Source organism: Aeromonas sp. QDB23, from assembly GCF_027707745.1.
GTDB lineage: Bacteria > Pseudomonadota > Gammaproteobacteria > Enterobacterales > Aeromonadaceae > Aeromonas > Aeromonas allosaccharophila.
This window is the reverse complement of sequence record NZ_JAPCJA010000042.1, coordinates 1-25,010: the sequence shown is the minus strand read 5'-3', so window position 1 is coordinate 25,010 and position 25,010 is coordinate 1. Positions and strand designations below refer to the sequence as shown.

Below are 25,010 nucleotides of genomic sequence, written 5' to 3'. Positions count from 1 at the left end.
TGTAAACCACTGTTATTGCCCCGCAAAGGGCCCGAGTTTTTCGTCAGGGGGTAACTTGAGGTAGACTGCGTCCTTGCACCAAGCCGGGATAGACCGATGAAACTGAATGCCAACGCCTCCTTGTTGAAGCTCAACACCCTTGCCCTCGATGCTTATTGCCTCTGGCTGGCCGAGGTGGAGCAGGTTGCCGATCTGGCGACCCTGCGTGCCGATCCGCAGCTCAACCAGCTGCCACGCCTCAATCTGGGCGGCGGCAGCAACATGCTCTTCACCACCGATTTTCTCGGTCTGGTGGTGCTTAACCGGCTCAAGGGGATTGCCGCTGAAGATGGTGGCGATCACTGGTTGCTGCATGTGGCGGCGGGTGAGGATTGGCATCAGCTGGTACGCCACTGCCTCCTGCAGGGCTGGTATGGGCTGGAGAATCTGGCGCTGATCCCCGGTACGGTCGGTGCGGCGCCGGTGCAGAACATTGGCGCGTATGGCGTAGAGCTGGCTGACTTCTGCGCCTATGTCGAGGCGTTCAACTGGCAGAGCGGCGAGATTGAGCGGATCGCGGCGGCAGAGTGCCACTTCGGTTATCGCGACAGCATCTTCAAGCACGAGTATCAGGATTCCCACCTGATCACCGCAGTCGGGCTCAAACTGCCCAAGGCGTGGCAGCCGGTGCTGGGCTATGGCCCGCTGGCGGCGCTCGGTGACACACCTTCTGCGCAGGCCATCTTCGATACCGTCTGTGCCACCCGCATGGCCAAACTGCCGGATCCCGCCGTGCTCGGCAATGCGGGCAGTTTCTTCAAAAATCCGGTGGTGCCTGCGGCGCTGGCGAAGTCGCTCAAGGCGCGCTATCCGCAGATGCCCTGCTATCCGGCCGGAGAAGGGCAGGCCAAGCTGGCGGCGGGCTGGCTCATCGATCAGTGCGGCCTGAAAGGCTTCGCCATCGGCCGCGCCGCCGTCCATCAGGAGCAGGCGCTGGTGCTGGTCAATCTGGGGGGCGCCAGCGCCATGGAGCTGATCGCGCTGGCGGCCCATGTTCGCGATAGCGTGGAACAAAAGTTTGGCGTGGCACTGGAGCACGAGGTGCGCTTCATGGGGCCGCAGGGCGAAACCTGGCTCGACGAGGTGCTCTCATGACCTTGACTCCCATCAGACAGACCCTGATCACCCTGCTCAGCGACGGCCAGTTTCACTCCGGCGAACAGTTGGGCGAGCAGCTTGGCATCAGCCGGGCGGCGGTGAGCAAACACATGGCGGCGCTCAAGGAGCTGGGGCTGGATCTGTTCAGCCTGACCGGCAAGGGCTACCGGCTGGCGGTGCCGATGGCGCTCTATGATCAGGCCACCTTGCAAGCGCTGGCCCCGATGGCGCCGGTGCACTGTTTTCCGGTTATTGGCTCGACCAATCAGCACCTGCTGGATCGGGTCAATGATCTGCGCTCCGGCGAGAGTTGTCTGGCCGAGTGCCAGACCGCCGGGCGCGGTCGCCGTGGCAAACCCTGGATTTCGCCGTTCGGTTGCCAGCTGATCCTCAGCATGTACTGGCGACTCGAACAAGGCATGGCGGCGGCCATGGGGCTGAGTCTGGCGGTCGGTGTTGCTGTGGTCGAGGCGCTGGAATCCCTTGGCTATCAGGGCGTCGAGCTCAAGTGGCCGAACGACCTCTACTATCAGGGCCGCAAGCTGGCGGGGATACTGGTGGAGATGAGCGGTAGCGCTGGCGCCAGCTGTCATCTGGTGATCGGCATCGGTCTCAATCTGGCGATGCCTGCCCGCGAAGGGGAGAAGATCGATCAGGCCTGGGCCGAGCTGCGCCACATCAATCCGGAACTGGTGGATCGCAATCAGCTGGCGGCCCGGATGATCGTCCATCTGCAGCTGGCGCTGCACACCTTTGAGCAGCAGGGTCTGGCAAGTTTTGTCGATGACTGGAACCGGCTCGATCACTTTGCCGGTCGCCCGGTGCGCCTGTTGATGGGGGATCAGGAGATCCGCGGCATCGCCCGTGGCATCGATGATCGCGGCGCCCTGCGCCTGGAGACGGGTGAAGGGGTCAAATTCTATCTGGGGGGCGAGCTCTCCCTGCGCCGGGGCGACTGAGGGCCAGCAAGGCCGCTGATGATGCCAAACAGAAGAGGGGGCCTGCGGGCCCCCTCTTCGTTATCCGGCAATCGCTGCCATCATTTGCGCAGCTTGATTTGCTCGATGGCGTGCTCATGGCCCTTGGTCATGATCAGGTTGGCACGCTCACGAGTTGGCAGGATATTTTCCTGCAAATTCAGATAGTTGATGTCTTGCCAGATATTGCTGGCGATCCGGGTCGCCTCACTCTCCGCCAGCTTGGCGTAGTTATGGAAGTAGGAGTCGGGATCCGAGAAGGCACCGCTGCGGAATTTCAGGAAGCGTTCGATATACCAGGTACGCAGCAGTTCGGCATCGGCATCCACATAGATGGAGAAGTCGACGAAGTCGGAGACAAAGACCCGATGGGGCTCCTGGGGGTAGTCCATGCCGCTTTGCAGCACATTGAGTCCTTCCAGGATCAGGATGTCCGGCTGCTCCACCACCTTCTTCTCATCGGGAATGATGTCGTAGATGAGGTGGGAGTAGACCGGCGCTTCGACCTTCTCGTGACCGGCGCGGATATTGGCGACAAACTCCACCAGATGGCGGATGTCGTAGGATTCCGGGAATCCCTTGCGGCGCATCAGGCCGCGCTCTTCCAGTACCTTGTTGGGATAGAGGAAGCCATCGGTGGTGACCAGCTCTACCCGCGGATGTTCCGGCCAGCGCTCCAGCAGCGCCTGCAGAATACGGGCCGTGGTGCTTTTGCCCCCCGCCACGCTGCCAGCAATGCTGATGATATAGGTACCCTTGCCGCGGGACTGACCGAGGAACTGCTCCAGTACCCGGCTGCGACGTTGCTTGGCTTTGACATAGAGATTGAGCAGGCGGGAGAGGGGCAGGTAGATCTCTTCCACTTCCCGCAATGACACCTTCTCGTTGATCCCGCGCAGGGTCTGCAGATCGTGTTCGGTCAGGGTCAGGGGGACCGAATCGCGCAATAACGCCCATTGATCGCGGGTGAATTGCAGATAGGGGTTATGCTCTGTCGTCATGGTGTCATCACTGTTTCTTGGGCACGGCGACCATACACCAAGGGGGGGGGAGCGACAAGGGACGCAGCAGGATTGGCTTGTTTGCCCCCGCTTTTTTGCAAACTTCCCGGCAATAAAGCATATTTTGCCGGGTTCAATGGTTGCATCCCCCAAAACCTTACAATAAAATGCGCGACGCTTGACTGTCTGTCGTCTATTTGCCGTGCAAAAGCGATAAAAACAACGGGTGCAAGCAGAATTACCGTTGTGACAATCTGGCGTCTGGAGGGGTTCCCGAGCGGCCAAAGGGATCAGACTGTAAATCTGACGGCTCTGCCTTCGAAGGTTCGAATCCTTCTCCCTCCACCATATTTCTCTGCGGTTTGAGTTCTTTGGGTTAGAGAAATGCGGGCATCGTATAATGGCTATTACCTCAGCCTTCCAAGCTGATGATGCGGGTTCGATTCCCGCTGCCCGCTCCAAGATGCTGATATGGCTCAAGCGATACCAAGAGCTACACCCTCGGGTGAGGTCGGCAGTCGAATCTGCCTGTCAGCACCAGCCTCTCTTCCCCACCAGATTCAAATCCATCATATAAACTGTTCTGTGGTTAGCTTGCCACCGCGTACTCAGCGTTAGTTTAGAGGGACGATCATGTCTAAAGAAAAATTTGAGCGTAATAAACCGCACGTTAACGTGGGTACCATCGGCCACGTTGACCACGGTAAAACCACCCTGACTGCAGCTATCACCAACGTGCTGGCCAAGCACTTCGGTGGTAAAGCTTTCGCCTTCGACCAGATCGACAAGGCACCGGAAGAGCGTGAGCGTGGTATCACCATCAACACCTCCCACGTAGAATACGACACCGCTACCCGTCACTACGCTCACGTAGATTGCCCGGGTCACGCCGACTACGTTAAAAACATGATCACCGGTGCTGCCCAGATGGATGGCGCGATCCTGGTAGTAGCAGCGACTGACGGCCCGATGCCGCAGACTCGTGAGCACATCCTGCTGGGTCGTCAGGTTGGTATTCCGTACATGATCGTGTTCATGAACAAGTGTGACATGGTTGATGACGAAGAGCTGCTCGAACTGGTCGAGATGGAAGTTCGTGAACTGCTGACCGAATATGACTTCCCGGGTGATGACCTGCCGGTAGTTCGTGGTTCCGCGCTGAAAGCGCTGGAAGGCGATGCTGCATGGGAAGAGAAGATCATCGAGCTGGCTCACCACCTGGATACCTACATCCCGGAGCCGGAGCGCGCAATTGACCTGCCGTTCCTGATGCCTATCGAAGACGTATTCTCTATCGCTGGCCGTGGTACCGTAGTTACCGGTCGTGTAGAGCGCGGTATCGTTAAAGTCGGTGAGACTGTAGAAATCGTTGGTATCAAAGATACCGTTTCTACCACCTGTACCGGTGTTGAAATGTTCCGTAAGCTGCTGGACGAAGGTCGTGCAGGCGAGAACATCGGCGCACTGCTGCGTGGCGTGAAGCGTGAAGACGTAGAACGTGGTCAAGTACTGGCCAAGCCGGGTTCAATCAAGCCGCACACCAAGTTTGAATCTGAAGTGTACGTACTGTCCAAAGAAGAAGGTGGTCGTCATACCCCGTTCTTCAAAGGCTACCGTCCGCAGTTCTACTTCCGTACTACCGACGTGACCGGTACCATCGAACTGCCGGAAGGCGTTGAAATGGTAATGCCAGGCGACAACATCAAAATGGTTGTTACCCTGATTGCCCCGATCGCAATGGACGACGGCCTGCGTTTCGCTATCCGTGAAGGTGGCCGTACCGTAGGTGCCGGTGTTGTAGCCAGCGTAATCGCTTAATCTTTGGCTTACATAAATAAAGCAAAGCCCCTATAATAGGGGCTTTCTTGTGTAGGGGCGTAGTTCGAATTGGTAGAACAGCGGTCTCCAAAACCGATGGTTGCGGGTTCGAGTCCTGCCGCCCCTGCCATATACCTCGTCTCGTACGGGGCTTTTGTGTCTTTGGTTACGTCAGATACAGGTGGGTTGTATGAGTGTTAGTTCTGAGAGCCAGGGCGGAAGCAAGGATACCCTGCTTTGGGGCCTGGTTTTCATTATCCTGGCGGCCGCTGTAGTGGGTAATTACCTGCTCAACGATGTTGTCGCTGCCGTCCGCGCCCTGGGTGTGGTCGTTGTCATTGCTGCTGCCGGTGCAGTAGCCCTGCAAACCACCAAGGGAAAGGCAACACTGGCATTTGCCCGTGAGTCTCGCCTGGAAGTCCGCAAGGTCGTATGGCCGACCCGTCAGGAAGCCATTCAGACAACCCTGATTGTGCTGGCGGTGACCGCCGTGATGGGGCTGCTGCTGTTCGTTCTGGACGGTGCCTTGGTCTGGTTGGTCAACCTGATTACCGGTGTGTAAGGATAAGCCATGACTGAACAACGTGAACAACGTATGAGATGGTATGTCGTGCAGGCTTTTTCCGGCTATGAAGGCCGTGTAGCCAAGTCCCTGCGCGAGCATATCAAGATGCATGGCATGGAAGACATGTTCGGTGAAGTACTGGTCCCGACCGAAGAAGTGGTCGAGATGCGTGCTGGCCAGAAGCGCAAGAGTGAGCGCAAGTTTTTCCCGGGTTATGTCCTGGTCCAGATGATGATGGATGAAACCACATGGCACCTGGTGCGTAACGTGCCACGCGTAATGGGCTTCATCGGCGGTACTTCCGACCGTCCGGCACCGATCTCCGACAAAGAGGCCGATGCCATCCTGAACCGTCTGCAGGATGCCCACGACAAGCCGCGTCCGAAAACCCTGTTTGAACCGGGTGAAATGGTGCGGGTTGCCGATGGTCCGTTTGCCGACTTCAACGGTACCGTTGAAGAGGTCGATTATGAGAAGAGCCGCGTGAAGGTCTCTGTACTGATCTTCGGTCGTTCTACTCCTGTTGAACTGGATTTTGGTCAGGTCGAAAAGGGCTGATTGAATTCTGTACGTTTAACGGTTGTCAGGGGCAGCGATTATCTCTATAATTCGCTGCCCCTTTATTAGTTGGGGAGCCGTTTGCAGGAGCAAGTCTCCGAGGCGCTAGAACCCATTTTTGAGGTAATTTCCTAATGGCTAAGAAAGTCACAGCTTATATCAAGCTGCAGGTTGCTGCTGGTGCAGCCAACCCGTCTCCTCCCGTTGGTCCTGCACTGGGTCAACACGGTGTGAACATCATGGAATTCTGTAAGGCGTTCAACGCTCGTACAGAGAAGCTGGAAAAAGGTTCACCGACTCCGGTCGTGATCACCGTTTACAGTGACCGTTCCTTCACCTTCGAAACCAAGACTCCGCCTGCTTCCTTCCTGCTGAAGAAAGCTGCTGGTATCAAGTCTGGTTCTGCCAAGCCGAACAAAGACAAGGTTGGTAAGGTGACCGTAGCCCAGCTGCAAGAAATCGCCAAGACCAAAGAACCGGATATGACCGGTGCCGATCTGGATGCAAAAGTACGTTGCATCGCAGGCTCCGCTCGTTCCATGGGTCTGGTAGTGGAGGATTAAGACAATGGCTAAACTTTCCAAGCGTATGCGCGTTATTCGCGAAAAAGTTGACGGTACCAAAGAGTACTCCATCAACGAAGCCATTGCCCTGCTGAAAGAACTGGCTACCGCCAAGTTCGTTGAAAGCGTTGACGTTGCTGTCAACCTGGGTATCGACGCTCGTAAATCTGACCAAAACGTACGTGGTGCTACTGTACTGCCGCACGGTACCGGTCGTGATGTACGCGTTGCCGTATTTACTCAAGGTGCCAACGCCGAAGCAGCTAAAGCTGCCGGTGCTGACCTGGTAGGTATGGATGACCTGGCCGATCTGGTTAAGAAAGGCGAGATGAACTTCGACGTCGTGATCGCATCCCCTGATGCAATGCGCGTTGTTGGTCAACTGGGTCAAATCCTGGGCCCGCGCGGCCTGATGCCGAACCCGAAAGTTGGTACTGTAACTCCTAACGTTGCTGAAGCGGTCAAGAACGCCAAAGCCGGTCAGGTTCGTTACCGTAACGACAAGAATGGTATCATCCATACCACTCTGGGTAAGGTTTCTTTCGACGAAGTTCAGCTGAAAGAAAACTTGGAAGCTCTGCTGGTTGCCCTGAAAAAAGGCAAACCCTCTTCCGCCAAAGGTATCTTCATCAAGAAAGTCAGCATCTCCACCACCATGGGTGCCGGTGTTGCCGTAGACCAAGCTTCTCTGGAAGCTCAGGCCTAATTGATGGGTTTTACAAGGCGCAAAATTTAATCTATAATTTTGCGCCTTGATTGGTTGGGGGTTTCGACCTCCGTCCAAGACCGCAGGAGGCTGCAAAGCCTTAATGTTTCCTGCGTAGACGGTGCCGGAAACCCAGCGAGAAAGTTTCTTTCTCTTCTGGAATCCTGCTACCGCATCGTTCCCCTCTGTTGTAAAGGTAGGGGGGATGTGTCTGTACTGGGTCAATAGACCCGGATTCAATCCAGGAGTTAAGCCAATGGCATTGGGACTCGAAGACAAAAAGGCAATTGTTGCTGAAGTCAACGAAGCTGCCAAAGGCGCTCTGTCTGCAGTTGTAGCCGATTCTCGCGGTGTGACTGTAGATAAGATGACCGTCCTGCGTAAAACCGCTCGCGAAGCTGGTGTGTACATGCGCGTTGTGCGTAACACCCTGCTGCGTCGTGCAGTTGAAGGTACCGAATTCGAGTGCCTGAACAACGCATTTACCGGTCCTACCTTGATTGCTTTCTCTAACGAACACCCGGGCGCTGCTGCTCGTCTGTTCAAAGAGTTTGCCAAAGCGAACCAAAAGTTCGAAATCAAGGCTGGCGCTTTTAACGGTGAGTTTATCGCCGCAGCACAAATTGATCGTCTGGCCACGCTGCCGACCTACGACGAAGCGATTGCGAAGTTGATGGCGACTATGAAAGAAGCCTCTGCTGGCAAGCTGGTTCGTACCATCGCTGCTGTGCGTGATCAGAAGCAAGCTGCTGCTTGATTCTCGCCTATCTAGGCTGTTTGAGTTTATTCAACATCAGGAATTTTTGTCATGTCTATCACTAAAGACCAAATCATCGAAGCCGTTGCTTCCATGTCTGTAATGGAAGTTGTTGAGCTGATCGAAGCTATGGAAGAGAAGTTCGGTGTTTCTGCCGCTGTTGCTGTTGCTGCCGGTCCGGCTGCTGAAGCAGTAGAAGAGAAAACCGAGTTCGACGTAGTTCTGACCGCTGCTGGCGCCAACAAAGTTGCCGTCATCAAAGCCGTTCGTGGCGCTACCGGTCTGGGCCTGAAAGAAGCCAAAGATCTGGTTGAAGCTGCCCCGGCTAACCTGAAAGAAGGCGTGTCCAAGGACGAAGCTGAAGCTCTGAAGAAGCAGCTTGAAGAAGCTGGTGCTTCTGTTGAGATCAAATAATCTGCATTTATGTAGATTAGCCTGATAAAACAGGCTAGGGCTGGTGAATATTTGTTCACCAGCCTTTTTGCGCTGTAGACTGAGAGCATTTCACACCGTTTACGACTCTCGGTGCACCAGCAATCCGGACTGTTTCCATTCGTCCGGGCCAACACAAAACGGTGTTGAGACAGAGCTGTCCTGCGGGACAGAGTGGGTCACTTATCAGCGAGCTGAGGAACCCTATGGTTTACTCTTATACCGAAAAAAAACGCATTCGTAAGGACTTCGGTAAGCGAGACCAGGTACTGGACACGCCTTATCTGTTGTCCATTCAGCTGGACTCCTTCAAGCAGTTCATCGAGGCTGACCCGGAAGGTGAATATGGCCTAGAGGCCGCTTTCCGTAGCGTTTTCCCGATCACCAGTTACTCCGGTAGTGCTGAGCTTCAGTATGTCAGCTATCGCCTGGGTGAGCCGGTATTTGACGTAAAAGAATGCCAGATCCGTGGAGTGACCTACTCCGCGCCGCTGCGTGTCAAGCTTCGTATGGTTCTGTACGATCGTGAAGCAGCTGCCGGCACCGTCAAAGACATCAAGGAACAAGAAGTATACATGGGCGAAATTCCGCTCATGACCGAGAACGGCACCTTTGTTATCAATGGTACCGAGCGGGTTATCGTCTCCCAGCTGCACCGCAGCCCGGGCGTCTTCTTCGACCACGATAAAGGCAAAACTCATTCATCCGGTAAGGTACTGTATAACGCTCGCGTTATCCCCTACCGTGGCTCCTGGCTGGACTTCGAGTTCGATGCAAAAGACAACCTGTTTGTCCGTATCGACCGTCGTCGCAAACTGCCAGCATCCATTATTCTGCGCGCTCTGGACTTCACTTCCGAACAGATCCTGGCCACCTTCTTCGAGACCATCGGTTTTGAAGTAAAAGATGGCAAGTTGATGATGGATTTGGTGCCAGAGCGTCTGCGTGGTGAAACTGCGACCTTTGACATCGTGGCCAATGGCGCCGTGGTGGTTGAGACCGGTCGTCGTGTGACTGCGCGTCACATCCGTCAGTTGGAAAAAGATGCCGTTACCCAGATTGAGGTACCGGTTGAGTATGTTGTTGGCAAAGTTGCTGCCAAGGACTACGCACATCCGCAAACTGGCGAGATGGTCGTGACCGCCAACCAGGCACTGAGCCTGGAAGCGATCGCCAACCTGTCCCAAGCCGGCTTCAAGCACTTCGAGGTTCTGTTCACCAACGAACTGGATCACGGTGCCTACATGTCCGAGACCCTGCGTGTCGACTCCAGCTCCAACCGTTTGGAAGCGCTGGTCGAGATCTATCGCATGATGCGTCCGGGCGAGCCGCCTACTCGCGAAGCTGCAGAACAGCTGTTCGAAAACCTGTTCTTCTCCGCCGAGCGTTACGACCTGTCTACCGTAGGTCGGATGAAGTTCAACCGCCGTCTGGGTCGTGAAGACGAGACTGGCGCTGGCGTACTGACCAAAGACGACATCGTTGAAGTCATGAAGCGCCTGATCGACATCCGTAACGGCAACGACGAAGTGGACGATATCGACCACCTGGGTAACCGTCGTATCCGTTCTGTCGGTGAAATGGCCGAGAACCAGTTCCGCGTCGGTCTGGTGCGTGTCGAGCGTGCGGTCAAGGAGCGTCTCTCCCTGGGCGACCTGGACACCCTGATGCCGCAGGATCTGATCAACGCCAAGCCGATCTCCGCCGCAGTCAAAGAGTTCTTTGGTTCCAGTCAGCTGTCCCAGTTTATGGACCAGAACAACCCGCTCTCCGAAGTGACCCACAAGCGTCGTATTTCCGCGCTGGGCCCGGGCGGTTTGACTCGTGAGCGTGCCGGCTTTGAAGTCCGAGACGTACACCCGACTCACTACGGTCGTCTGTGCCCTATCGAGACTCCTGAAGGTCCGAACATCGGTCTGATCAACTCGCTGTCCGTGTACTCTCGTACCAACGAGTACGGTTTCCTCGAGACCCCGTATCGCAAGGTCATTGACGGTGTGATCACCGACGAAGTGGACTACCTGTCTGCTATCGAAGAAGGCAAGTACGTGATCGCACAGGCTAACGCCGCGACCACCGAAGATGGCCGTCTGAAAGATGAATTGATCCCGTGCCGTCATAAAGGTGAATCCACCTTTATGAACGCCGACCAGATCCAGTATATGGACGTGAGCCCGCAGCAGATCGTATCTGTGGCAGCGGCTCTGATCCCGTTCCTGGAACACGATGACGCGAACCGCGCATTGATGGGTTCAAACATGCAACGTCAGGCTGTACCGACTCTGCGTGCTGACAAGCCGCTGGTAGGTACCGGTATGGAACGCGCTGTGGCCGTTGACTCCGGTGTAACCGTAGTGGCCAAGCGTGGCGGCGTAATCGACTATGTCGATGCCTCCCGTATCGTCCTGAAGGTCAATGAAGATGAGCTGATGCCAGGCGAAGCCGGTATCGACATCTACAACCTGACCAAATACACCCGTTCCAACCAGAACACCTGTATCAACCAGCGTCCTTGCGTGATGTTGGGTGAGCCGGTGATGGCTGGCGACGTACTGGCTGACGGCCCGTCCACCGATCTGGGTGAACTGGCACTGGGTCAGAACATGCGCGTCGCGTTCATGCCGTGGAACGGTTACAACTTTGAAGACTCGATCCTGGTGAACGAGCGTGTTGTTCAGGAAGATCGCCTGACCACCATCCATATCCAGGAACTGGCCTGTATCTCCCGTGACACCAAGCTGGGTCCGGAAGAGATCACTGCTGACATCCCGAACGTGGGTGAAGCCGCTCTGTCCAAGCTGGACGAGTCCGGTATCGTCTACGTGGGTGCCGAAGTGAAGGGCGGCGACATTCTGGTCGGTAAGGTAACGCCGAAAGGTGAAACCCAGCTGACGCCGGAAGAGAAGCTGCTGCGCGCCATCTTCGGTGAGAAGGCCTCCGATGTGAAGGACTCCTCCCTGCGTGTACCGAACGGTGTGTACGGTACCGTGGTTGACGTGCAAGTCTTTACCCGCGATGGCGTGGAAAAAGACAAGCGTGCCAAAGAAATCGAAGAGATGCAGCTGAAGGAAGCGAAGAAGGACTTGACCGAAGAGTTCAAGATCCTGGAAGACGGCATTTTCGGCCGCTCCCGCAACCTGCTGCTGGCCGCCGGTTACAGCGAAGATCGTCTGAACAAGCTCGATCGCTCCAAGTGGTTTGAACTGGCCATCGAAGACGAAGGCAAGCAGACCGAACTGGAACAGATCGCTGAACAGCACGTTGAGCTGAAAGCCGAGTTCGACAAGAAATTCGAGAACAAGCGTCGCAAGATTATCCAGGGTGATGATCTGGCGCCGGGCGTACTGAAAATCGTCAAGGTTTATCTGGCAGTCAAGCGTCGCATCCAGCCGGGTGACAAGATGGCGGGCCGTCACGGTAACAAGGGTGTTATCTCCAAGATCTGTCCGGTCGAGGATATGCCCCATGACGAGTTCGGCCGTCCGGTCGACATCGTACTGAACCCGTTGGGTGTACCATCCCGTATGAACATCGGTCAGATCCTCGAAGTGCACCTGGGCCTTGCGGCCAAGGGTATCGGCGAGAAGATCGATCGCATGGTCAAAGAGCAGCGCGAGCTGCACGAGATGCGCAACTTCCTGCAACAGGTCTATGACCTGGGCGAGAAGGACACCCAGCAAGTGAACATCGCCGAACTGTCTGACGACGACGTACGTATCCTGGTGGGTAACCTGCGTAAGGGTCTGCCGGTTGCTACTCCAGTGTTTGATGGTGCCAAAGAGCGCGAAATCAAAGCCCTGCTGAAGCTGGCCGACCTGCCGGAATCCGGTCAGATTGACTTGTTCGATGGCCGTACCGGTAACCGCTTCGAGCGTAAAGTAACCGTTGGTTACATGTACATGCTGAAGTTGAACCACTTGGTCGACGACAAGATGCACGCGCGTTCTACCGGTTCTTACAGCCTGGTTACCCAGCAGCCGCTGGGTGGTAAGGCTCAGTTCGGTGGTCAGCGTTTCGGTGAGATGGAAGTGTGGGCCCTGGAGGCTTACGGTGCGGCATATACCCTGCAGGAAATGCTGACCGTCAAGTCTGACGATGTGAATGGCCGTACCAAGATGTATAAGAACATCGTGGATGGCGACCACCGTATGGAGCCGGGCATGCCCGAATCCTTCAACGTATTGCTGAAGGAAATCCGCTCTCTGGGTATCAACATCGAGCTGGACGAAGAGTAAGAGCTCGCTCTTATTGTTCGAGAATTGACGTGGGCGCCCCGCTGTTTTGGCAGCCGGGGCGCCGAGGTTAGACTCCTGACAGGGGAAACACGTGAAAGACTTACTCAAGTTTTTGAAGGCTCAGACCAAGACCGAAGAGTTTGACAGTATCAAGATCGGTCTGGCCTCTCCTGACATGATCCGCTCCTGGTCATTCGGTGAGGTCAAAAAGCCTGAGACCATCAACTACCGGACTTTCAAGCCGGAACGTGATGGTCTGTTCTGCGCCCGCATCTTCGGACCGGTGAAGGACTACGAGTGTCTGTGCGGCAAGTACAAGCGCCTGAAACACCGTGGTGTGATCTGTGAGAAGTGCGGCGTTGAAGTGACCCAGACCAAGGTCCGTCGTGAGCGTATGGGCCACATCGAGCTGGCCAGCCCGACTGCCCACATCTGGTTCCTGAAGTCCCTGCCGTCCCGTATCGGTCTGCTGCTGGACATGACCCTGCGCGACATCGAGCGCGTGCTTTACTTCGAATCTTTCGTGGTAATCGAGCCGGGCATGACCAACCTCGAACGTAGCCAGATGCTCTCTGAAGAGCAGTACCTGGATGCGCTGGAAGAGTGGGGCGACGAATTTGACGCCAAGATGGGTGCCGAAGCAATCCTGGCATTGCTGCGCGCCATCGATCTGGAAGGTGAAGTCAAAACCATGCGTGAGGAGCTGGATCAAACCAACTCCGAGACCAAGCGCAAGAAGACCACCAAGCGTCTGAAGCTGATGGAAGCTTTCCTGCAGTCCGGCAACAAGCCGGAGTGGATGATCATGACAGTGCTGCCTGTGCTGCCGCCGGACCTGCGTCCGCTGGTACCACTGGACGGCGGCCGTTTCGCGACTTCCGATCTGAACGATCTGTACCGTCGCGTGATCAACCGTAACAACCGCTTGAAGCGTCTGCTGGATCTGGCTGCTCCGGACATCATCGTGCGCAACGAAAAGCGTATGCTGCAAGAGTCCGTCGATGCGCTGCTGGATAACGGCCGTCGCGGTCGTGCCATCACCGGTTCCAACAAGCGCCCGCTGAAATCCTTGGCCGACATGATCAAGGGTAAGCAAGGTCGTTTCCGTCAAAACCTGCTGGGTAAACGGGTCGACTACTCCGGTCGTTCCGTTATCACCGTAGGCCCGACCCTGCGCCTGCATCAGTGCGGTCTGCCGAAGAAAATGGCGCTGGAACTGTTCAAGCCGTTCATCTATGGCAAGCTGGAAACCCGCGGTCTGGCGACCACTATCAAGGCCGCCAAGAAGATGGTGGAGCGCGAGGAAGCTGTCGTTTGGGATATCCTGGACGAAGTGATCCGCGAGCACCCGGTGCTGCTGAACCGTGCACCGACCCTGCACCGTCTGGGTATCCAGGCATTCGAACCGACTCTGGTCGAAGGCAAGGCAATCCAGCTGCACCCGCTGGTTTGTGCTGCGTATAACGCGGACTTCGATGGTGACCAGATGGCGGTCCACGTACCGCTGACTCTGGAAGCCCAGCTGGAAGCGCGTGCGCTGATGATGTCTACCAACAACATCCTGTCGCCTGCCTCCGGTGAGCCGATCATCGTTCCTTCTCAGGACGTGGTCTTGGGTCTGTACTACATGACCCGTGCCCGTATCAACGCCAAAGGCGAAGGTATGGTGCTGGCCGGCCCGAAAGAAGCCGAGAAAGTTTATCGCGCCGGTCTGGCCGATCTGCATGCTCGTGTGAAAGTACGCATTACCGAATACCTGCGTCAGGAAGACGGTTCTCTGCGTGAACACACCGAGATGAAGAACACCACCGTTGGTCGTGCGATCCTGAGCCTGATCCTGCCGAAAGGCATGGAATACGCCCTGATCGACGAGCCGAAGGTGCTGACTGCTGCAGAGCAGGCTGACCTGGATGCCAATCCGCAGAACTGGATCAAATCCGTATCCAACAAGGCGCTGGGCAAAAAGCTCATCTCCCGTCTGCTGAACACCTGCTATCGCAAGCAGGGCCTGAAGGACACCGTTATCTTCGCTGACCAGCTGATGTATACCGGTTTCCACTATGCGGCCCTGTCCGGTGCTTCCGTTGGTATCGATGACATGGTCATCCCGGATGCCAAGAAAGACATCATTGCGGCAGCCGAAGCCGAAGTTGCCGAGATCCAGGACCAGTTCCTGTCCGGTCTGGTGACTGCGGGCGAACGTTACAACAAGGTTATCGATATCTGGGCCAGCGCCAACGAGCGCGTCTCCAAGGCCATGATGGAGAACTTGTCCAAAGAGCGTAACGTCAACTCGCTGGGTGAAGAAGAAGAGCAGGCATCGTTCAACAGCATCTTTATGATGGCCGACTCTGGTGCGCGTGGTTCCGCCGCCCAGATCCGTCAGCTGGCCGGTATGCGTGGCCTGATGGCCAAGCCGGATGGCTCCATCATCGAGACGCCGATCGTCGCGAACTTCCGCGAAGGTCTGAACGTATTGCAGTACTTTATCTCCACTCACGGTGCTCGTAAGGGTCTGGCGGATACCGCACTGAAGACGGCTAACTCCGGTTACCTGACTCGTCGTCTGGTAGACGTGGCACAAGACATGGTGATCACCGAGGACGATTGCGGCACTACCGAAGGTCTGTGGATGACTCCGCTGATCGAAGGTGGCGACGTTGTCGAACCGCTGCGTGAGCGCGTGCTGGGCCGTGTGGTTGCCGATGACGTGATCAAGCCGGGTACTGAAGATGAGGTGCTGGTAGCACGTAACACCCTGCTCGACGAGCAGCTGTGTGACCTGCTGGAGCAAAACTCTGTTGACCGCGTGAAGGTACGTTCTGCCATCACCTGTGAAACTGACTTCGGTAACTGTGCTCACTGCTACGGCCGTGATCTGGCCCGTGGTCACCTGGTTAACAAAGGTGAGGCTGTCGGTGTTATCGCCGCCCAGTCCATCGGTGAGCCGGGTACCCAGCTGACGATGCGTACGTTCCACATCGGTGGTGCGGCATCCCGTGCTGCTGCCGAGAACAGCATCCAGGTCAAGAACACCGGTACCATCAAGCTGCAGAACGCCAAGTTCGTTCACAACAGCGATGACAAACTGGTTATCACCTCCCGTTCTACCGAACTGACCATCATGGACGACATGGGCCGTACCAAGGAAAGCCACAAGCTGCCTTACGGTTCCGTGCTGGAAGTGAAGGACGGCCAGGCTGTGAACGCTGGCGAGACCGTTGCCAACTGGGATCCGCACACCCACCCGATCATCACCGAAGTGGCAGGTCGCCTGCAGTTCGAACACATGATCGATGGCGTGACCATCACTCGTCAGACCGACGAGCTGACCGGTCTCTCTTCTATCGTCGTACTGGATGTCAACGAGCGTCCGAGTGCCGGTAAAGAGATGCGTCCGACCGTTAAACTGGTCGACCTGAACGGCAAAGACGTGATGATCCCGGGTACCGATGTAGCCGCCCAGTACTTCCTGCCGGGCAAGGCGATCGTGAACCTGGAAGATGGTGCCAACGTGGGCGTGGGTGACGCGGTAGCGCGTATCCCGCAAGAGTCCGGCGGTACCAAGGACATCACCGGTGGTCTGCCGCGCGTTGCGGATCTGTTCGAAGCACGTCAACCGAAGGAACCGGCAATTCTGGCCGAGATCTCCGGTACCATCTCCTTCGGGAAAGAGACCAAGGGCAAACGCCGTCTGGTCATCACCCCGACTGATGGTGGCAACGTCTACGAAGAGATGATTCCGAAGTGGCGTAACCTGAACGTGTTCGAAGGTGAAAAAGTTGAGAAGGGTGAAGTGCTGGCGGACGGTCCTGAGTCTGCTCACGACATCCTGCGTCTGCGCGGTATCAGCCCGGTCGCCAACTACATCGCCAACGAAGTGCAAGACGTTTACCGTCTGCAAGGCGTTAAGATCAACGACAAGCACATCGAAGTCATCGTTCGTCAGATGCTGCGCAAGTGCGAGATCCTGAGCGCTGGCGATACCGATCTGATCGAAGGCGAACAGGTTGAAGTTGCTCGTGTGAAGATTGCCAACCGTAAGCTGGTTGCCGAGGGCAAGACCCCTGCGACCTTCCGTCATGTACTGATGGGTATTACCAAGGCATCTCTGAGCACCGAGTCCTTCATCTCTGCGGCTTCCTTCCAGGAAACCACTCGCGTTCTGACCGAAGCCGCCGTTGGTGGTAAGCGTGATGAACTGCGTGGTCTGAAAGAGAACGTCATTGTGGGTCGTCTGATCCCGGCTGGTACCGGCTTTGCCTACCACCATAGCCGGATCAACCAGCGTGCTGCCGCAGCTCGTGCTGTTGGTACCCCGCAGGTGACCGCTGATGAAGCTCAACAGAACCTGGCGGATCTGCTGAACGCAGCCGGTAGCTTCGACGAAGAGTAACTCGTCATCCGTGATTAAAAAGGGCTCCTTCAAGGAGCCCTTTTTGTTGGCCAATTCCTCGGCAAAGGTAGGCACCGCGCGGGTTTCAGGATGATCCAGAGCAAAGTTGTAGAGTAAAAAATCAAAAAAAGTTGACTTTACTCCCCTGCAATTTAAAACTCGGGAAAGTTGAATGGTTATTACAGGGGTAGAACATGACTGTCGGTATCGAGGAAGCGATGCTTCCCGAAGAACAGCTGATCGGCCGCACTTTTACAGATGAAGACAGGGAATTGTTGCGCTCATACGATGGGCTCATCGATGGCTTGGCCGAGCTGTTCGGCAAGCATTGTGAAGTGGTACTCCACTCCCTGGAAAATCTGCACGAGTCGGTGATCAAGATCGCCAACGGATTCAATACCGGACGCACCCTCGGGGCGCCCATCACCGATCTCGCCCTGCGCATGCTCAAGGATATCGAGAGCACTGGCCAGGATTACACCCAGAGCTATTTCGCTCGCAGCCGCACCGGTGCGCTGATGAAGTCGAGCACCATTGCCATTCGCAACAGCGAGCGGCAAGTAGTGGGGCTTATCTGCATCAACCTGCACATCAACGCGCCTTTCCACGAGTTCGTGGCCGAATTTTTCCCGACGCCCCAGCAGGCGGCGCGTCAGTCACCCGAGACCTTCGCCAACAGTGTGGAAGAGCTGGTTGCCCAGACGGTGGATAACACCATCGACGAGATCAACCGCGATCCCACCGTGGCCAACAATGCCAAGAACCGCTTCATCGTGACCCAGCTGTTCGAGAAGGGCATTTTCGACATCAAGGATTCGATCAATCTGGTGGCGGACAAACTCAATATTTCAAAACATACCGTTTATCTTTACATCCGACAGCGCAAGCAGGGTGAAGACGAAAACGAGTAACTCATTCCAGAAGGGGATAGATGAATGGCTAAAGAAGTGATTGCAACCGACAAGGCGCCTGCCGCGATTGGTCCGTATGTTCAGGCTACCAAGGTTGGCGAGATGATCTTCACCTCCGGGCAGATCCCGCTCGATCCTGCCACCATGGAAATCGTGGCTGGCGGCATCGAAGAGCAGGCCGAACGGGTGATGAAGAATCTGGTTGCCGTGTTGCACGCTGCCGGTGCCGATGCCAGCAACGTGGTTAAAACCACCTGCTTCCTGAGCGACATGAACAACTTCGTTGCCTTCAACCAGGTCTATGCCCGCTACTTTGGCGATGCCGCGCCAGCCCGCTCCTGCGTGGAAGTGGCCCGTCTGCCGAAAGATGTGCTGGTCGAGGTCGAGGCGATTGCCCATCTCTGATCAACGGATCGCAGCAAGCCCCTCCTGGCAGGGGCTTTTTTGTTTTTGGCGTAAAATGGACCGGGTCAGCACAGGAGTCCTGCTATGAGTCTGAGTTTTGCCATCCTGGTCACGGGGCCTGCTTATGGCACCCAGTCGGCCAGCACCGCCTATCGCTTTGCCCGCACACTGTTGGCGCAGGGGCATACCTTGTCCCACCTGTTCTTCTATCAGGATGGGGTCTGCAACGGCAACGGTCTGCACCTGCCTGCATCCGATGAGACCGACCTGGTGCGTCTGTGGCGAGAGCTGGCAGAAGAGCAGGGGATCCGTATCGACGTCTGTGTCGCCGCCGCCATGCGGCGCGGTGTGCTCGATGAGCAGGAGGCCAAGGGGGCAGGGCAGGCGCACTTCAATCTGCAAGCGCCGTTTTGCCTGAGCGGTCTGGGCCAGTTGGCCGAGGCGGCACTCACCGCCGATCGACTGGTTCAGTTCTAGGGGGAGTCATGAGCAAGAAAATCGCATTTATCTGCAGTCGTGGCCCCCATGGCCATGCCGCCGGTCGGGAAGGGCTCGATGCCTTGTTGGCCACCTCGGCTATGACCGATGAGCTGGCGCTGTTCCTGATTGGGGACGGTGTGCTGCAACTGCTCAAGGAGCAGCAGCCGGCCGCCATTTTGCAGCGCCACTACGCGCCCACCTTCAAAATGCTGGAACTCTACGACATCGAAGAGGTCTATGTTTGTGCTGACTCGCTGGCAGAGCGTGGCCTGACAGTGGATGATCTGCTGATCCCGGTCGAGAATCTGCCGCGCCAGGAGCTGGCTCGGCGCTGGGCACAATGTTCGACTCACATCAGCTTTTGAGGTCTCCATGTTGCATCTGATATTGAACTCCCCCTTTCAGAGTCAGGCTTTGGCACAGGCGCTTTCATACCTCCAGCCCGAGGATGAGCTGGTACTGATGCAGGATGCCGTGATAGCGGCGTCGGCTCCCCAGTGGAGCGAGCAGTTGGCGGGTATCCCGCTTTATGTGATGCAGGAAGACCTGCAAGCTCGCGGTTTGCATCATCGGGTGGGTAATGTGCTCGATATGGCGGGTCTGGTGGCACTGATTGCGCAAAAAGGTTCCCCGCGCACCTGGGGTGGCTGAGAAGCACATTTTCAAGAGAATTCAAGGTGATGTCATGAAACTAAACGGATCCGAATTGCCCTTTTGTGACGCAAATTGTATAAATCTTGACTCCCCAGACAACAGGGCATAAAATTTCGCGTCCCCGTATCTGCGGGGAGGATTTTCCACACGTTTATGAAGTCATTATCAGGAGCCTTTTGATGGCAACTATTAACCAGTTGGTTCGCAAGCCACGCATCAAGCTCGTTGTGAAAAGCAACGTGCCGGCGCTGGAAGCGTGCCCTCAGAAGCGTGGCGTATGCACCCGTGTATATACCACCACCCCGAAGAAGCCTAACTCTGCACTGCGTAAAGTATGCCGTGTACGTCTGACCAACGGCTTCGAAGTCACCTCCTACATCGGTGGTGAAGGTCACAACCTGCAAGAGCACTCTGTTGTTCTGATCCGTGGCGGTCGTGTAAAAGACTTGCCAGGTGTTCGTTATCACACCGTTCGTGGTGCGTTGGACTGTGCCGGTGTTAAAGACCGTAAGCAGGCTCGCTCCAAGTATGGCGTGAAGCGTCCTAAAGCTTAATGGTTCTCCGTTAAGTAAGGCCAAACGTTAATTCGTTTCTAGTTAGATAGCTTTCTAGTTTTGGGTAATCCCTGAAGTTACGGAGAATTTGAAATGCCAAGACGTCGTGTTGTTGGTCAGCGTAAAATCCTGCCAGATCCCAAGTTCGGATCAGAGCTGCTGGCTAAATTTGTCAACGTAGTAATGGTTGACGGTAAGAAATCTGTTGCAGAAGCCATCGTTTATGGCGCCCTGGACATCATTGCCACCAAATCTGGCAAAGAGCACCTGGCCCTGTTCGAAGTCGCTCTGGATAACATTCGTCCGGCGGTCGAGGTTAAATCTCGTCGCGTCGGTGGTGCAACCTATCAGGTGCCGGTAGAAGTTCGTCCGGTACGTCGCAATGCCCTGGCAATGCGCTGGTTGGTTGATGCCGCTCGTAAACGTGGTGAAAAATCAATGGCTCAGCGTCTGGCTGGCGAGCTGCTGGATGCCGCTGACAATAAGGGTTCGTCTGTCAAGAAACGTGAAGACGTTCACCGTATGGCTGAAGCGAACAAAGCCTTCGCTCACTTCCGCTGGTAATCCGCTTGCGCAGGGTCTTTTGGCTCTGCGCACCTTTAATTATCTAGGGACAAGCGCCTTAGTAAGAGGATGACAATGGCTCGTACAACCCCCATTGAGCGTTATCGTAACATCGGTATTTCCGCTCACATTGACGCCGGTAAGACTACTACTACCGAGCGCGTACTGTTTTATACCGGTGTAAGTCACAAAATCGGTGAAGTTCACGATGGCGCTGCCACCATGGACTGGATGGAACAGGAACAAGAGCGTGGTATTACCATCACCTCCGCCGCGACCACCGCTTTCTGGTCCGGTATGGGTAAACAGTTCCAACCGCACCGTATCAACATCATCGATACCCCGGGCCACGTTGACTTTACTATCGAAGTAGAGCGTTCAATGCGTGTTCTGGACGGTGCCGTGATGGTGTACTGTGCCGTAGGTGGCGTACAGCCACAGTCTGAAACCGTATGGCGTCAGGCTAACAAGTACAAGGTTCCCCGTATCGCGTTCGTCAACAAGATGGACCGTACCGGTGCCAACTTCCTGCGCTGCGTTGAGCACATCAAGACCCGTCTGAAAGGCGTTCCGGTTCCCCTTCAGCTGAACATCGGCGCCGAAGAGAACTTCAAGGGCGTTGTTGACCTGGTCAAGATGAAAGCCATCAACTGGAGCGAAGCTGACCAGGGCGTATCCTTCGATTACGAAGACGTCCCGGCTGAGCTGCTGGAACAGGCGCAAGAAATGCGCATGAATCTGGTTGAAGCCGCTGCTGAAGCGTCTGAAGACCTGATGGAAAAATACCTGGGCGGCGAAGAGCTGACCGAGGAAGAGATCAAGAAAGCTCTGCGTCAGCGTGTGCTGAACAACGAAATCATCCTGGTAACCTGTGGCTCCGCGTTCAAGAACAAGGGCGTACAGGCAATGCTGGATGCCGTTGTTGACTATCTGCCGGCTCCGACCGACGTAGCTGCTATCGACGGCCTGAAAATGGACGGCGAGACCAAAGACGAGCGTCACGCTTCTGATGACGAGCCGTTCTCTGCTCTGGCGTTCAAGATCGCTACCGACCCGTTCGTTGGTAACCTGACCTTCTTCCGCGTCTACTCCGGTGTTGTTAACTCCGGTGACACCGTGCTGAACTCCGTCAAGGACAAGCGCGAGCGTTTTGGCCGTATCGTTCAGATGCACGCCAACAAGCGCGAAGAGATCAAAGAAGTACGCGCTGGTGACATCGCTGCTGCTATCGGTCTGAAAGACGTGACCACTGGTGACACCCTGTGTGACCAGAACGCACCGATCATCCTCGAGCGTATGGAATTCCCGGAGCCGGTAATTTCTATCGCGGTTGAGCCGAAAACCAAGGCTGACCAAGAGAAGATGGGTCTGGCTCTGGGCCGTCTGGCTCAGGAAGATCCGTCCTTCCGCGTATGGACTGACGAAGAGTCAGGTCAAACCATCATCGCCGGTATGGGTGAGCTGCACCTGGACATCATCGTTGACCGTATGCGTCGCGAGTTCAAGGTTGAAGCGAACGTAGGTAAGCCGCAGGTTGCCTACCGTGAAACCATTCGTAACACCGTTAAGGATATCGAAGGTAAGCACGCCAAGCAGTCTGGTGGTCGTGGTCAGTACGGTCACGTTGTGATCGACATGTACCCGCTGGAAGAAGGCAAAGCCTACGAATTCGTCAACGACATCAAAGGTGGTGTCATTCCTGGTGAATTCATCCCGGGTGTTGATAAAGGTATCCGCGAGCAGCTCAAATCTGGTCCGCTGGCTGGTTACCCGGTTATGGATCTGGGTGTGCGTCTGCACTTCGGTTCTTACCACGATGTCGACTCTTCCGAACTGGCGTTCAAAATCGCTGCTTCCATGGCCTTTAAGGCTGGCTTCATGAAAGCCAACCCGGTTCTGCTTGAACCGATCATGAAAGTAGAAGTTGAAACTCCGGAAGATTACATGGGCGACGTTATCGGTGACCTGAACCGTCGTCGTGGCCTGATCGAAGGTATGGAAGATGGCCCGTCCGGCAAGATCGTACGTGCTCTGGTGCCGCTGGCCGAAATGTTCGGTTATGCAACTGCACTGCGTTCCGCTACCCAAGGTCGTGCTTCCTACGCCATGGAATTCGCCAAGTATCACGATGCACCGACCAACGTTGCACAAGCCGTGATCGAAGAGCGCAAATCCAAGTAATTTAAGATTCCCCGCCTACGACGGTAGGCGGGTTTAACCTAGAAGGACTACGTCGTGTCTAAAGAAAAATTTGAGCGTAACAAACCGCACGTAAACGTCGGCACCATCGGCCACGTTGACCACGGTAAAACCACCCTGACTGCAGCTATCACCAACGTGCTGGCCAAGCACTTCGGTGGTAAAGCTTTCGCCTTCGACCAGATCGACAAGGCACCGGAAGAGCGTGAGCGTGGTATCACCATCAACACCTCCCACGTAGAATACGACACCGCTACCCGTCACTACGCTCACGTAGATTGCCCGGGTCACGCCGACTACGTTAAAAACATGATCACCGGTGCTGCCCAGATGGACGGCGCGATCCTGGTAGTAGCAGCGACTGACGGCCCGATGCCGCAGACTCGTGAGCACATCCTGCTGGGTCGTCAGGTTGGTATCCCGTACATGATCGTGTTCATGAACAAGTGTGACATGGTTGATGACGAAGAGCTGCTCGAACTGGTCGAGATGGAAGTTCGTGAACTGCTGACCGAATATGACTTCCCGGGTGATGACCTGCCGGTAGTTCGTGGTTCCGCGCTGAAAGCGCTGGAAGGCGACGCTGCATGGGAAGAGAAGATCATCGAGCTGGCTCACCACCTGGATACCTACATCCCGGAGCCGGAGCGTGCAATTGACCTGCCGTTCCTGATGCCTATCGAAGACGTATTCTCTATCGCTGGCCGTGGTACCGTAGTTACCGGTCGTGTAGAGCGCGGTATCGTTAAAGTAGGTGAGACTGTAGAAATCGTTGGTATCAAAGATACCGTTTCTACCACCTGTACTGGTGTTGAAATGTTCCGTAAGCTGCTGGACGAAGGTCGTGCAGGCGAGAACATCGGCGCACTGCTGCGTGGCGTGAAGCGTGAAGACGTAGAACGTGGTCAAGTACTGGCCAAGCCGGGTTCAATCAAGCCGCACACCAAGTTTGAATCTGAAGTGTACGTCCTGTCCAAAGAAGAAGGTGGTCGTCATACCCCGTTCTTCAAAGGCTACCGTCCGCAGTTCTACTTCCGTACTACCGACGTGACCGGTACCATCGAACTGCCGGAAGGCGTTGAAATGGTAATGCCAGGCGACAACATCAAAATGGTTGTTACCCTGATTGCCCCGATCGCAATGGATGACGGCCTGCGTTTCGCTATCCGTGAAGGTGGCCGTACCGTAGGTGCTGGTGTTGTAGCTAGCGTAATCGCCTAATCGATTCGTTATATACAAACATGAAAAGGGGTGGCTTCGGCCACCCCTTTTATTTTTGGGGCTATTTATGCCCTGTGAGATACTGGGCGAAACCATTGATAGAGGTAGTTTCCGTGAGCAAAGCCGCCATTTTTCTGGATCGTGACGGTGTCATCAATGAAGACACCGGCTACGTGAGTCAGGTTGATGATTTCCATTTTCTGCCCGGCGTGATCGACGCCCTGCAGCTGTTAAAGAAGAAAGGGTATTTGTTGGTTGTTGTAACCAACCAGTCCGGAATCGCCCGCGGTTACTTCAGTGAAGATGACTTCATGAATCTGACGGAATGGATGGATTGGTCACTGGCTGATCGGGATGTGGATCTCGATGGCATCTACTTCTGCCCCCATCACCCGGATCACGGCGCCCCCTGTGATTGCCGCAAACCGGAACCCGGTATGCTGCTGTTGGCGCAACAGGAACTGGGGATCGACATGAGCCGTTCCTATATGGTGGGTGACAAGCCCTCTGATCTGAAAGCCGCTGCCAATGCCAAGGTCGGGCATAAAGTGTTGGTCAAAACGGGTAAACCGGTGACCGATGCAGGTATCGCATTGGCTGATGCCATCTATGACAACCTGCATGATTTCGCTATTTCAGTGCCCGTCGCGGGCTGATTTTGTTCGCTTAATATGCGTATCGGTGGCTTTGTGAGCAAGCGAGCGATGAAAGCCATCTTTTTGCAATTATCTGCTTGCCAGAAAGATTCAACTCCCTATAATGCGCCTCCATCGACAGGGCAAGCGGCAACGCAAACGCCTAAGTCGATAACCTCGAAAAGCCTTTGAAAATAAGGCTTGACTCGAGAAGGCGGTTGAGTAGAATTCCACTCCCGCAG

Annotated in this window: 22 protein-coding genes and 3 tRNA genes; 24 read left to right on the top strand and 1 reads right to left on the bottom strand. The window is 55.6% G+C overall.

Going from position 1 to position 25,010, the window contains the following annotated elements; genetic code table 11:
• The first annotated feature begins 96 nt into the window (after positions 1–96).
• Together murB and birA are read left to right on the top strand one after the other, a co-directional pair.
• Positions 97–1,134 carry a UDP-N-acetylmuramate dehydrogenase gene (gene murB, locus PG888_RS16530; protein ID WP_182938703.1) on the top strand — a complete coding sequence of 346 codons (1,038 nt, stop codon included), beginning with the start codon at positions 97–99 and terminating at the stop codon, positions 1,132–1,134.
• On the top strand, positions 1,131–2,096 hold the full coding sequence (gene birA, locus PG888_RS16525) for a bifunctional biotin--[acetyl-CoA-carboxylase] ligase/biotin operon repressor BirA (protein ID WP_182938704.1): 966 nt from the start codon (positions 1,131–1,133) through the stop codon (positions 2,094–2,096). Before murB ends, birA begins: the two co-directional genes overlap by 4 nt.
• Positions 2,097–2,176: 80 nt before the next feature.
• Here birA and coaA read toward each other — a convergent pair whose 3' ends face one another.
• Entirely contained in the window at positions 2,177–3,115 is a 939-nt protein-coding gene (coaA, locus tag PG888_RS16520) for a type I pantothenate kinase (RefSeq protein WP_042063823.1), read from the bottom strand.
• A gap of 263 nt (positions 3,116–3,378) precedes the next feature.
• Between coaA and PG888_RS16515 the strand changes: the two genes are divergently transcribed.
• From PG888_RS16515 to gmhB, 22 genes are all read left to right on the top strand, one after another.
• Positions 3,379–3,463, top strand: a tRNA-Tyr gene (locus PG888_RS16515).
• Positions 3,464–3,501: 38 nt separating this feature from the next.
• Positions 3,502–3,576: transfer RNA gene (locus tag PG888_RS16510), tRNA-Gly, on the top strand.
• A gap of 172 nt (positions 3,577–3,748) precedes the next feature.
• Entirely contained in the window at positions 3,749–4,933 is a 1,185-nt protein-coding gene (gene tuf / locus PG888_RS16505; protein WP_042657281.1) for an elongation factor Tu, read from the top strand.
• 53 nt (positions 4,934–4,986) lie between these two features.
• A tRNA-Trp gene (locus tag PG888_RS16500) sits at positions 4,987–5,063 on the top strand.
• A 60-nt stretch (positions 5,064–5,123) separates the two neighbouring features.
• A complete protein-coding gene (gene secE, locus PG888_RS16495; protein WP_005306322.1) occupies positions 5,124–5,495 on the top strand; it encodes a preprotein translocase subunit SecE in 372 nt (123 codons plus the stop codon).
• Between the two features lie 9 nt (positions 5,496–5,504).
• On the top strand, positions 5,505–6,056 hold the full coding sequence (gene nusG, locus PG888_RS16490) for a transcription termination/antitermination protein NusG (protein ID WP_042058251.1): 552 nt from the start codon (positions 5,505–5,507) through the stop codon (positions 6,054–6,056).
• A 134-nt stretch (positions 6,057–6,190) separates the two neighbouring features.
• Entirely contained in the window at positions 6,191–6,619 is a 429-nt protein-coding gene (rplK, locus tag PG888_RS16485; protein ID WP_026456244.1) for a 50S ribosomal protein L11, read from the top strand.
• 4 nt (positions 6,620–6,623) lie between these two features.
• Entirely contained in the window at positions 6,624–7,325 is a 702-nt protein-coding gene (gene rplA, locus PG888_RS16480; RefSeq protein ID WP_042058253.1) for a 50S ribosomal protein L1, read from the top strand.
• Positions 7,326–7,581: 256 nt separating this feature from the next.
• A complete protein-coding gene (rplJ, locus tag PG888_RS16475; RefSeq protein WP_033135317.1) occupies positions 7,582–8,082 on the top strand; it encodes a 50S ribosomal protein L10 in 501 nt (166 codons plus the stop codon).
• Between the two features lie 51 nt (positions 8,083–8,133).
• A complete protein-coding gene (gene rplL / locus PG888_RS16470) occupies positions 8,134–8,496 on the top strand; it encodes a 50S ribosomal protein L7/L12 (protein ID WP_033135318.1) in 363 nt (120 codons plus the stop codon).
• A gap of 224 nt (positions 8,497–8,720) precedes the next feature.
• Positions 8,721–12,749 carry a DNA-directed RNA polymerase subunit beta gene (rpoB, locus tag PG888_RS16465; protein WP_075112886.1) on the top strand — a complete coding sequence of 1,343 codons (4,029 nt, stop codon included), beginning with the start codon at positions 8,721–8,723 and terminating at the stop codon, positions 12,747–12,749.
• A 91-nt stretch (positions 12,750–12,840) separates the two neighbouring features.
• A complete protein-coding gene (rpoC, locus tag PG888_RS16460) occupies positions 12,841–17,145 on the top strand; it encodes a DNA-directed RNA polymerase subunit beta' (RefSeq protein WP_042058256.1) in 4,305 nt (1,434 codons plus the stop codon).
• Positions 17,146–17,339: 194 nt separating this feature from the next.
• The gene (locus tag PG888_RS16455; protein WP_058053596.1) at positions 17,340–18,056 is read left to right on the top strand and encodes a helix-turn-helix transcriptional regulator; all 717 of its coding nucleotides are present in this window, start codon (positions 17,340–17,342) and stop codon (positions 18,054–18,056) included.
• Between the two features lie 24 nt (positions 18,057–18,080).
• Entirely contained in the window at positions 18,081–18,461 is a 381-nt protein-coding gene (locus PG888_RS16450; RefSeq protein WP_042019309.1) for a RidA family protein, read from the top strand.
• An 84-nt stretch (positions 18,462–18,545) separates the two neighbouring features.
• A complete protein-coding gene (gene tusD / locus PG888_RS16445) occupies positions 18,546–18,938 on the top strand; it encodes a sulfurtransferase complex subunit TusD (RefSeq protein WP_075112885.1) in 393 nt (130 codons plus the stop codon).
• An 8-nt stretch (positions 18,939–18,946) separates the two neighbouring features.
• A complete protein-coding gene (gene tusC, locus PG888_RS16440) occupies positions 18,947–19,306 on the top strand; it encodes a sulfurtransferase complex subunit TusC (RefSeq protein ID WP_182938705.1) in 360 nt (119 codons plus the stop codon).
• Positions 19,307–19,313: 7 nt separating this feature from the next.
• Complete coding sequence (gene tusB / locus PG888_RS16435; RefSeq protein WP_042657282.1) at positions 19,314–19,592, top strand: sulfurtransferase complex subunit TusB; 279 nt, start codon at positions 19,314–19,316, stop codon at positions 19,590–19,592.
• Between the two features lie 182 nt (positions 19,593–19,774).
• Positions 19,775–20,149: a 30S ribosomal protein S12 gene (gene rpsL / locus PG888_RS16430; protein ID WP_005306278.1), complete on the top strand. Its 375-nt coding sequence runs from the start codon at positions 19,775–19,777 to the stop codon at positions 20,147–20,149.
• 93 nt (positions 20,150–20,242) lie between these two features.
• Complete coding sequence (rpsG, locus tag PG888_RS16425; protein WP_010675949.1) at positions 20,243–20,713, top strand: 30S ribosomal protein S7; 471 nt, start codon at positions 20,243–20,245, stop codon at positions 20,711–20,713.
• 75 nt (positions 20,714–20,788) lie between these two features.
• On the top strand, positions 20,789–22,894 hold the full coding sequence (gene fusA / locus PG888_RS16420; RefSeq protein WP_042058265.1) for an elongation factor G: 2,106 nt from the start codon (positions 20,789–20,791) through the stop codon (positions 22,892–22,894).
• Between the two features lie 54 nt (positions 22,895–22,948).
• The gene (tuf, locus tag PG888_RS16415; RefSeq protein ID WP_042657281.1) at positions 22,949–24,133 is read left to right on the top strand and encodes an elongation factor Tu; all 1,185 of its coding nucleotides are present in this window, start codon (positions 22,949–22,951) and stop codon (positions 24,131–24,133) included.
• Positions 24,134–24,246: 113 nt separating this feature from the next.
• Positions 24,247–24,789, top strand: a complete 543-nt coding sequence (gene gmhB / locus PG888_RS16410; protein WP_182938706.1) for a D-glycero-beta-D-manno-heptose 1,7-bisphosphate 7-phosphatase — start codon at positions 24,247–24,249, stop codon at positions 24,787–24,789.
• Positions 24,790–25,010: the final 221 nt, after the last annotated feature.

Bases quoted from the DNA above. Each gene is read 5' to 3' on its own strand.
- murB (WP_182938703.1), top strand. From the start codon at position 97: ATGAAACTGAATGCCAACGCCTCCTTGTTGAAGCTCAACACCCTTGCC.
- birA (WP_182938704.1), top strand. From the start codon at position 1,131: ATGACCTTGACTCCCATCAGACAGACCCTGATCACCCTGCTCAGCGAC.
- coaA (WP_042063823.1), bottom strand. From the start codon at position 3,115: ATGACGACAGAGCATAACCCCTATCTGCAATTCACCCGCGATCAATGG.
- tuf (WP_042657281.1), top strand. From the start codon at position 3,749: ATGTCTAAAGAAAAATTTGAGCGTAATAAACCGCACGTTAACGTGGGT.
- secE (WP_005306322.1), top strand. From the start codon at position 5,124: ATGAGTGTTAGTTCTGAGAGCCAGGGCGGAAGCAAGGATACCCTGCTT.
- nusG (WP_042058251.1), top strand. From the start codon at position 5,505: ATGACTGAACAACGTGAACAACGTATGAGATGGTATGTCGTGCAGGCT.
- rplK (WP_026456244.1), top strand. From the start codon at position 6,191: ATGGCTAAGAAAGTCACAGCTTATATCAAGCTGCAGGTTGCTGCTGGT.
- rplA (WP_042058253.1), top strand. From the start codon at position 6,624: ATGGCTAAACTTTCCAAGCGTATGCGCGTTATTCGCGAAAAAGTTGAC.
- rplJ (WP_033135317.1), top strand. From the start codon at position 7,582: ATGGCATTGGGACTCGAAGACAAAAAGGCAATTGTTGCTGAAGTCAAC.
- rplL (WP_033135318.1), top strand. From the start codon at position 8,134: ATGTCTATCACTAAAGACCAAATCATCGAAGCCGTTGCTTCCATGTCT.
- rpoB (WP_075112886.1), top strand. From the start codon at position 8,721: ATGGTTTACTCTTATACCGAAAAAAAACGCATTCGTAAGGACTTCGGT.
- PG888_RS16455 (WP_058053596.1), top strand. From the start codon at position 17,340: ATGACTGTCGGTATCGAGGAAGCGATGCTTCCCGAAGAACAGCTGATC.
- PG888_RS16450 (WP_042019309.1), top strand. From the start codon at position 18,081: ATGGCTAAAGAAGTGATTGCAACCGACAAGGCGCCTGCCGCGATTGGT.
- tusD (WP_075112885.1), top strand. From the start codon at position 18,546: ATGAGTCTGAGTTTTGCCATCCTGGTCACGGGGCCTGCTTATGGCACC.
- tusC (WP_182938705.1), top strand. From the start codon at position 18,947: ATGAGCAAGAAAATCGCATTTATCTGCAGTCGTGGCCCCCATGGCCAT.
- tusB (WP_042657282.1), top strand. From the start codon at position 19,314: ATGTTGCATCTGATATTGAACTCCCCCTTTCAGAGTCAGGCTTTGGCA.
- rpsL (WP_005306278.1), top strand. From the start codon at position 19,775: ATGGCAACTATTAACCAGTTGGTTCGCAAGCCACGCATCAAGCTCGTT.
- rpsG (WP_010675949.1), top strand. From the start codon at position 20,243: ATGCCAAGACGTCGTGTTGTTGGTCAGCGTAAAATCCTGCCAGATCCC.
- fusA (WP_042058265.1), top strand. From the start codon at position 20,789: ATGGCTCGTACAACCCCCATTGAGCGTTATCGTAACATCGGTATTTCC.